10 protein-coding genes are annotated in these 8,127 nt (G+C 67.2%); 5 read left to right on the forward strand and 5 right to left on the reverse strand.

The window, feature by feature from the left end; all coding sequences use genetic code 11:
* The first annotated feature begins 45 nt into the window (after window positions 1-45).
* Entirely contained in the window at window positions 46-2,031 is a 1,986-nt protein-coding gene (locus tag IBX22_RS13765; RefSeq protein WP_194817667.1) for a 5-oxoprolinase/urea amidolyase family protein, read from the forward strand.
* A 27-nt stretch (window positions 2,032-2,058) separates the two neighbouring features.
* On the opposite strand, the gene IBX22_RS13770 is transcribed toward IBX22_RS13765, so the two are convergent.
* The 3 genes from IBX22_RS13770 to IBX22_RS13780 all read right to left on the reverse strand — a co-directional run bounded on the left by IBX22_RS13770 (window position 2,059) and on the right by IBX22_RS13780 (window position 3,923).
* Window positions 2,059-2,211 (reverse strand): hypothetical protein, encoded by a 153-nt coding sequence (locus IBX22_RS13770; protein ID WP_194815977.1) that lies wholly within the window; start codon window positions 2,209-2,211, stop codon window positions 2,059-2,061.
* Window positions 2,212-2,316: 105 nt separating this feature from the next.
* On the reverse strand, window positions 2,317-3,468 hold the full coding sequence (locus IBX22_RS13775) for an epoxide hydrolase family protein (RefSeq protein WP_194815978.1): 1,152 nt from the start codon (window positions 3,466-3,468) through the stop codon (window positions 2,317-2,319).
* 53 nt (window positions 3,469-3,521) lie between these two features.
* The gene (locus tag IBX22_RS13780) at window positions 3,522-3,923 is read right to left on the reverse strand and encodes a RidA family protein (protein WP_194815979.1); all 402 of its coding nucleotides are present in this window, start codon (window positions 3,921-3,923) and stop codon (window positions 3,522-3,524) included.
* A 30-nt stretch (window positions 3,924-3,953) separates the two neighbouring features.
* Here IBX22_RS13780 and IBX22_RS38145 point away from each other — a divergent pair, with 30 nt between their 5' ends.
* Window positions 3,954-4,517: a CGNR zinc finger domain-containing protein gene (locus IBX22_RS38145; RefSeq protein ID WP_194815980.1), complete on the forward strand. Its 564-nt coding sequence runs from the start codon at window positions 3,954-3,956 to the stop codon at window positions 4,515-4,517.
* Here the strand turns inward: IBX22_RS38145 and IBX22_RS13790 are convergent, their stop codons facing one another.
* A complete protein-coding gene (locus IBX22_RS13790) occupies window positions 4,518-4,982 on the reverse strand; it encodes a MarR family winged helix-turn-helix transcriptional regulator (RefSeq protein ID WP_194815981.1) in 465 nt (154 codons plus the stop codon).
* A 111-nt stretch (window positions 4,983-5,093) separates the two neighbouring features.
* On the opposite strand from IBX22_RS13790, the gene IBX22_RS13795 reads away from it, so the two are divergent.
* Window positions 5,094-6,206 carry a GDSL-type esterase/lipase family protein gene (locus tag IBX22_RS13795; protein ID WP_194815982.1) on the forward strand — a complete coding sequence of 371 codons (1,113 nt, stop codon included), beginning with the start codon at window positions 5,094-5,096 and terminating at the stop codon, window positions 6,204-6,206.
* A gap of 1 nt (window position 6,207) precedes the next feature.
* Here IBX22_RS13795 and IBX22_RS13800 read toward each other — a convergent pair whose 3' ends face one another.
* Window positions 6,208-6,825, reverse strand: coding sequence for a TetR/AcrR family transcriptional regulator (locus tag IBX22_RS13800; RefSeq protein ID WP_194815983.1), 618 nt, complete (start codon window positions 6,823-6,825; stop codon window positions 6,208-6,210).
* Window positions 6,826-6,902: 77 nt separating this feature from the next.
* Between IBX22_RS13800 and IBX22_RS13805 the strand changes: the two genes are divergently transcribed.
* Together IBX22_RS13805 and IBX22_RS13810 are read left to right on the forward strand one after the other, a co-directional pair.
* Window positions 6,903-7,460 (forward strand): peroxiredoxin-like family protein, encoded by a 558-nt coding sequence (locus IBX22_RS13805; protein ID WP_194815984.1) that lies wholly within the window; start codon window positions 6,903-6,905, stop codon window positions 7,458-7,460.
* A complete protein-coding gene (locus tag IBX22_RS13810; protein WP_194815985.1) occupies window positions 7,457-8,068 on the forward strand; it encodes a YHS domain-containing protein in 612 nt (203 codons plus the stop codon). Before IBX22_RS13805 ends, IBX22_RS13810 begins: the two co-directional genes overlap by 4 nt.
* Window positions 8,069-8,127 lie beyond the last annotated feature (59 nt).

Genomic DNA, 8,127 nt, shown 5'->3' on the forward strand with positions numbered 1-8,127 from the left:
CAGGCAGAGTCGGCCTCCGCGCTCGAGCAGGTCAGCGCCCCGGACATGGCAGCGGCATTCGGCGCGCAGGTCGAAGTGGTTCGGCCGGGCATGCTGACCACCGTGCAGGACTGGCCAGGGCGCATTGGTTATTGGCACATCGGAGTTCCGCCGTCGGGACCGATGGATGACCTGTCGTTCCGTCTCGGCAATCGAGTGCTCGGAAATCCGGAGGGCGCAGGCGGTTTGGAGTGCACACTCGGCGGCCCGGCATTGCGGTTCGCCGAATCGACGTGGGTCTGCGTGACCGGCGCACCGGCTGATGTCACCATTGACGGCGCGCCCGTGGAGCTTTGGCGAACCGTGCAGGTTCCCGCAGGTGGCGTCCTCGATATCGGCGCGATCCGTGGGCCGGGAATGCGGACCTACGTGCTGATCTCCGGCGGGATTCAGCTGCCCGAATACCTGGGCAGCATCGCCACTTTCACGCTCGGCAAGTTCGGCGGGAGCGATGGCAGCGCCTTGCGCGCCGGGACGGTTCTCCCGCTGGGTGCGCCGCGGGCACGGGTCGCCCCAGCGGTACCGATGGATGACCAGCCGGTCCTGACCAAGCGCTGGGAACTGGCAGTCACCGAGGGCCCGCACGGTGCCCCGGAGTTCTTCACCCGCAACGACTTCGACACCATCACCGGCACCGATTACGAGGTGCACTTCAACTCCGACCGCACCGGTGTCCGCTTGATCGGCCCGAAACCCGAGTGGGCGCGGACCGACGGCGGTGAGGCCGGTCTGCATCCGTCGAACATCCACGACAACGCGTATTCGATCGGCGCACTGGACTTCACCGGTGACACCCCGATCCTGCTCGGCCCGGACGGTCCGAGCCTGGGCGGGTTCGTCTGCCCGGTAACCGTTGTCGCGGCCGACAAGTGGAAGCTCGGCCAGCTCGCCCCCGGGGACAAGGTGCGGTTCGTGCCGATCTGCAGCGAGAATGCCGCCTCTGTCCGGGAATTGGGCGCGCTGCGGCGGGCCAACTTGCCGGTGGTGCTGTCCAGCGGCGGTGACGGCGACGACGGTGTGCTGCGCCGCGCCGACGTCGACGATGAAATCGGCGTCACCTATCGCCGCCAGGGCGATGACGGCGTGCTCGTCGAATACGGGCGGCTGACATTGGACCTCACGCTTCGTGCCCGGGTCCACGCGTTGTACCAGCATCTCCTCGCTGCGGCTGTGCGGGGCATTGTCGAAATGGTGCCTGGCGTTCGCTCACTTCAGGTCCGAGTGGACCCCTGTGTCCTGCCCATCCCGCGCTTGCTGGAGCTCTTGGCCGAGACCGAACAACACCTGCCCGCCGCCGACGAGCTCGTAGTACCCAGCCGCACCGTGCATTTGCCGCTGTCCTGGGACGATCCGTCGACCCGGGAGGCGATCACCCGCTACATGCACGGTGTCCGCGCGGACGCGCCCTGGTGCCCGTGGAACATCGAATTCATCCGCCGCATGAACGGATTGGCCACGGTCGAGGATGTCTACCAGACCGTCTTCGACGCCGAGTACCTCGTGCTCGGCCTCGGCGACGTGTATCTCGGTGCGCCCGTGGCAACTCCGACCGACCCGCGCCACCGCCTGGTCACCACCAAGTACAACCCGGCCCGCACCTGGACCCCGGAGAACGCTGTCGGCATCGGCGGGGCATACCTCTGCATCTACGGCATGGAAGGCCCCGGCGGCTACCAATTCGTGGGCCGCACAACCCAAGTCTGGAATCACGCCTGGCAACCTGGCGCAACAGCAGACGCAAACCCCTGGCTGCTCCGATACTTCGATCGGATTCGCTGGTACCCCGTCGAGGCGGATGAGCTCCTCGACAAGCGCGCCGACTTCGCCGCGGGCAACGTGGAGGTGAAAGCCGAAGACGGCGAGTTCGGACTCGCCGACTACCGAAAGTTCCTCGCCGACAACGCCGAATCCATCGACGAGTTCCGCGCGGTGCAGGCTGGAGCCTTCACCGCCGAACGCGACTCCTGGCAGGCGGCGGGCGAACTCAACTGAACTCGCGCGCCGCCCAGATCGGATCGCCTACCAGCCGAAATGCTCAGCGAGGTCGATAGATTGGTCGTCCCAGCGGTGTTCGATTTCCTGGCGCTGATCGGCGGGCAGGTCGGGTGCCCATCCGCACCGGCGCCAGAATTCTTCTCGGTGCTCGTCGGTCATCCGCATCGGCTCGGTCATGGCGACTGCTCCTGATTGCCATTGTCCTGATCCGATTGTGAGCCGGTCCCGCCGCCGACACACCGCAATCAGCCGCGTGCGGTCACTTCTTGCTGCCCCACGGTGTCAGCGGAGCTCCCGGAAGAACTCGCGGACGTCGGTGAGCAGCATTTCCGGCTCCTCGAGGGCAGCGAAGTGGCCGCCGCGGTCGACGTCGATCCAGCGGGTGATGGTGTTCTCGCGCTCGGCGTAGCGGCGGATGCCGACGTCGTGCGCGAAGATGATGGCGGCGGTCGGGACGCCCGAGTTCTGCTTGGGCGGACCCCAGGGTTGTCCCTGCGCATAGCCGACGAAGGCGGCGGAGCCCGCGGTGCCGGTCAGCCAGTACAGCATGACGTTGGTGAGCAGGCGATCCCGGTCGATGATCTTGTCCGGGTCCACATTTCGCGGGTGAGTCCACTCGCGGAACTTGTCCATGATCCAGGCGAGCTGACCGACCGGCGAGTCGACCAGACCGTAGGCCAGGGCCTGCGGGCGCGTGGATTGGATTGCGATGTAACCGAATTCCTCGTTCATGAACGCCTCGATGCGGCTGATGCGGTCGCGCTCCAGGTCGGTGAGGGCGGCCATTTCCGCCTCGGGCAGCGGCAATTCGGGGAATCCCAGGGATCCGTTGATGTGCACGCCGATCACCTTGTCCGGCACAACGCGCGCCACCTCGGGGCTGACGCCGGCCCCGATGTCACCGCCCTGGACGCCGTACCGCTCATAGCCGAGGCGATTCATCAGCTCGGCCCACACGGCGGCGATTCTCGCAACAGGCCAGCCGTTTTCGCGTACCGGACTGGAGAAGCTGAAGCCCGGCAGCGCGGGGATCACCACGTGGAACGCGTCGGCCGGATCGCCGCCGTGGGCCGCCGGATCGGTCAAAGGCCCGATCAGGTCGAGGAATTCGACCACCGACCCGGGCCAGCCGTGAGTCAGCAGCAGCGGGACGGCATTCGGCTCGTTCGACCGGACGTGCAGGAAGTAGATGGTCTGGCCGTCGATTTCGGTCGTGAACTGCGAGTAGGCGTTGAGCTTCGCCTCTTCCGCGCGCCAGTCGTAGCCGGTGCGCCAGTAGTCCACCATCTCGCGCAGCCAGGCGGTCGGGACGCCGGTATCCCAGTCGTCACCCGGCAGCAGGGCCGGCAGGAGCGCGTTGTCGAGCCGATGACGCAGGTCATCGAGCTGCTGTTGCGGGATGTCGATGCGGAACTGCTTGATGTCGTTGCTCATGAATTCGAGCCTAGGAGCGACCTAGGACGGGTTCGTTCCTAAGCAATCGGGCTTTACACGGAAATCGCGGCCACCGCTTCGATTTCGACCAATGCGCCCGGTACGGCGAGGCCGGCGACCGTGGCCACCGTGATGGCGGGCGGGTTCGGCCGCTGCCCCCAAACCTCCTGGAAGGCACCGAATCCCGCGCGGACGTCCTGCCCGTCCACCATGAGGACGGTCCATTTCACGACATCCTCGAGGGACGCGCCCGCGGCGTCCAGGCAGATCCGCAGGTTCTCCAGCGCCTGCCGGGCTTGCGCGCCGATATCGGCGCCGACCACTTCGCCAGTGGCATCGACGCCGTTCTGGCCACCGATATAGACGATGTCCGCACCCGCCGGAACCCGTACTGCCTGGGTGAAAGCGGGGTTGCTGTGCAGTTTCTCCGGATTGATGTGCGTTGTGATTGTCATAATTCGAGCGTAACCAGTTAAAGTGGTGTCATGCAATCCCGTGCGGAACTTTCCCCCGATCTGCGCCGCCGCTTCCGCAGCGGCCGCGCCGCGCTGGATCTCGTCCATACCGGCGGCGAGGGCGAGCTCGCGGTGTGGGAAATCGTGCACACCGCAGCCGACCTGCGGCGCTGGATCTCGGTAATCCTCGAACTCGACGACCTCGATGCCGAGGAGTCTGATCTGCCCGCCTTGCGCGCACTGCGCACCGCCATCACGCACGCCGCCTACGGACTGGCCGCCGGTAAGCCATTGCAGCCCAAGGACATCGCAGCCCTCAACAAGGCCGCCGCCGAACCACCCCTCATCCCCCGGCTGCACGCCGACGGCACCGTCGGCTACGCCTCCCCCACCGCGCGGGCCGCCCTGTCCACCCTCGCCCGCGACGCCATCGGCCTCTTCGCGAGCCCGCTGGCCGACCGCATCCGCGTCTGCGCCGCCGACGACTGCGGCCTGCTGTTCGTCGACACGTCCCGCCCCGGCCGCCGCCGCTGGTGCTCGATGGAACGCTGCGGCAACCTCACCAAGGTCCGCAAATACCGCGAAACGACCTGATCAGCCGGTCGTGGACGTCGCTTCCGGGTTCACCTGGTCGCGGATGACGCGCAGCGCGGTGGTCAATCCGTCCAACTGCTCCGGGGTCAGCAACCCGGTGAACCACTGCTCGATCGCGTCGATGTAGACGGGCAGGACCGCTTCGAGCCGCTGCTCGCCGGCTTCGGTAAGCACCGCGTAGGAGCTGCGCCGGTCGGACGGATCCAGCTCACGTGTCAGCAATCCCGCGCGCTCCAGCCGATCCACCAGCCGGGTAACCCCGCTGGTGGACAGCGAGGTCTGCGTCGCCAGGTCGGTCATCCGCAACCGCCGGTTCGGCGAACGACTCAGGCGGAGTATCGCGTTCAGGTCCAGCCCGGACAACCCGTTCGCCTTCCAGGTCGGCTCCAGCTTCTTGACCAGCCCGTCCTGCGCTTCGAACAGCAGGCCCATCACGGTCAGGCGCGGGTCGTCGAAGAGATCCATGCCGCCAACCTACCGCACTGCTTGCGACGCGGATAGTTGACACGAGGAATACTTTTCGGGTAGAAATTTGCTCAAGCAACATTCCTCACGTCAAGCATTTTGGAGGTTCTCATGTCTCGCTGGGTTGCCGGATTCCGTTCCGCTGTGATCAGCCCCTACGAGCAGATCAAGCTCGTCGAGTCGCGGGCTTTCGCCGACCAGACAGTGCGGCAAGTGCTGCACCTGGCGGGCGGCGGCGAGCAGCTGCGGGTGCGGCTGACCAATCGCTACGGCCGGGAACCCCTCGTTGTCGGGGCCGCGCGAATCGCTCTGCGCAAGAACGCCGATGAGATCGTGACCGAGACCGATCGGCCGCTGCTGTTCGGCGGCAGCGACCGGCTGGTCATCCCGGCGGGCGAGGAGGCGGTCTCCGACCCGATCGATTTGGCCGTCGCCGCGGGAACCGACTTGCTGCTCAGCCTCTACCTGCCGGAACCGACCGGCCTGGCGACCTTCTCGCACCAGCCCACCGAAATCGCTTATGTGACAGATAGAAACGAGGTCGCATCGGTCAGTTTGGCTCTGAGCGAGGAGGTTCCGGCACGCTTCTTCGTGACCGGCATCGACGTGCGCGCCGATGCCCCGGTGACCGTCGCGTTCGGCGATTCCTGGTTCGAGGGCGTGGGCACCACCCTGGGCGCGAACCACCGCTCGGTCGACTACTTCAACGAGCGCCTCGCCGACGGCTGGGCCGTGAACCAGGGCATCGGCGGAAACCGCCTGATCACCAACGAGATCGGTGAACCCGGCCTGAGCCGATTCGATCGTGACGTGCTCGAAGTCCCCGGCGTCACCCGGGTACTGATCAATTTCGGGATCAACGACCTGATTCTCGGCGGCATGGCCGGCCAGCCGCCCGCCACCGCCGCCGAACTCATCGCGGGATTCACCCAGCTGGCCGAGCGCGCGCACGCGGCGGGCCTGACCATCCACGCCGCCACCATCGGCCCGTACGCCGGTTGCGTCTACCCGGGTATGCCGATCGAGGAATCCCTGCCCATCCGCCGCGCGGTGAACGAATGGTTGCGCGGCACGGACGTTTTCAACGGGATCTTCGATGTGGCCGCCGCCGTGGCCGACCCCGAGCGGCCCGACTTCATCCGGCCCGAGTTCGACTCCGGTGACGGCATGCACCTCAACGACGTGGGCGCCCATGCCATGGCCGCCACCATGCCGGTCGCCTGAGCTAACTGCCCGGCGGAGTCAGACCACGGAGCACGATGTCGAGACCGCCGTGGAACTCTTCGGCGGGCGCGAGCCCCCGGGCCTCGGCGGCGGTCTCGGTGAGATGGGGATAGTCGGCCGCGACGAGTTCGGCCATGGCCGCGGTGCCGGGCCCGGCGAGGGCCGCGTAATGCTCGTTCTGCAGGTGGCCGAGCAGGAAGCCGACGAGGGTGCGCTGGGCGAGGACGCGGTCGTGTCCGCTGAAACCGGCGGCGGCCAGGACGCCGAGCATGGCTTCGATGATGTGCAGCGTGGCCGTGGCGGACTGCCGGTGCCGCATGAGCAGCGGGACCACCGCCGGATGCGCGGAGACCGCGACCCGCATGCGATCGAGCAGCGCGCGTAGCTGCTCGCGCCAGTCACCGGCCGGAACCGACAGGTCGACTCCGCCCAGGACCCGGTCCACCACCAGAACCTCGAGCTGATCGCGGTCGGCGACATAGCGATACAGCGCCATGGTGGCGACGTGCAGTTCCTTGGCGACCGCGCGCATGGTCAAGCCGGACAGGCCCGCGCGGTCGATCACCGCGAGGGCCGCCGTCGCCAGATCGGCGGTGGTCAGGGAGCGAGGGCGGGGCATGGGTTGACAGCGTACAAGGTACGCGCATACTGGTTGTAGGCGTACTGCGTACACCTACAACCGTCGAGAGGCCGACCATGTCCCTTCCCACCCACGTGCCCGACCGCGTGCTCACCGCCGTGACCGGCGCGCGGATACCCATCCCCGACCCGGATTGCCTGGTGCACTTGCAGTTCCGGCGCTTCGCGGGCTGCCCCGTGTGCAATCTGCATCTGCGTTCGATCGTCAACCGGCACCCGGAGATCACCGCCGCGAACATCCGCGAAGTGGTCGTATTCCATTCCAGCGCAGACGAACTGCGCAAGTACACCGCCGACTTCCCGCTCGATTTCATCGCCGACCCGGGCCGGGCGCTGTATCGCGAGTTCGGCGTCGAATCCGGCCGGCGGGCCCTGCTCGACCCGCGCGCCTGGCCGACCATCCTCCGTGGCGTCGTACACACCGTCATCGCGGTGCTGCGCAAGCGGCAGATCGCGCCACCGGGCGAACCCGAGGGCGGACGCCTGGGCCTGCCCGCGGACTTCCTGATCGCACCCGACGGCCGGGTCATCGCGTCCAAACACGGTGTGCACGCCGATGATCAGTGGTCGGTCGACGAACTCCTGGCACTGACCGGGAAAGAGGTCTCGGCATGATGACCGTCGAACTGTTCGTGTCCGAAACCATGGCCGCGGCAGACAGGCAAGCCCTCGCCGAGCGGCTGCTACAGAAGCTGACCACCGCGCCCGACGCCCCGGAGTCGGTGCTGGCCAAAGCCCGTGAGCTGACCCATGTGCTGGTGCACTCCCCCGGTACCTGGGTCACCGGCGGCCCGGATCCGGCCGCCGCCCCGCGCTACCTGGTCCGGCTCACCGTGCCCGGATCCTGGAGCAACAACAGCGAATTCGGCGGTCACGTCATCCCGATGATCACCGCGGCGATCGCTGAGACCGATCCCGATCCCGGCCGCCTCACCCGCGACCCGCACTGCGTGGTGCAGATCGTCGGCCTGCGCGAACACGGCATCGGCCTGATGGGCCGCACCGCGACCAGCACCGAGATCACCAAACTCATGACCGAGGAATTCCGCGCCTCCGGCGAAACACCCGAGGCGCCCGCGGGTTTCGTGATCGACCCGATCTGCGGCATGACCGTCGAATTGGCCACCGCCCAGCTCACCCTCATCCACGAAGGCACCACCTATGGCTTCTGCGCTCCGGTGTGCCGCAAGGTCTTCGCCGAGGAACACGCGATCAGCGCCTGATCGAAGTACGAGAAAGGCCGCCGCCCTTGGCAGGGCGGCGGCCTTTTACTACTGCCGGA

This window comes from Nocardia sp. XZ_19_385, from assembly GCF_015355755.1.
GTDB lineage: Bacteria > Actinomycetota > Actinomycetes > Mycobacteriales > Mycobacteriaceae > Nocardia.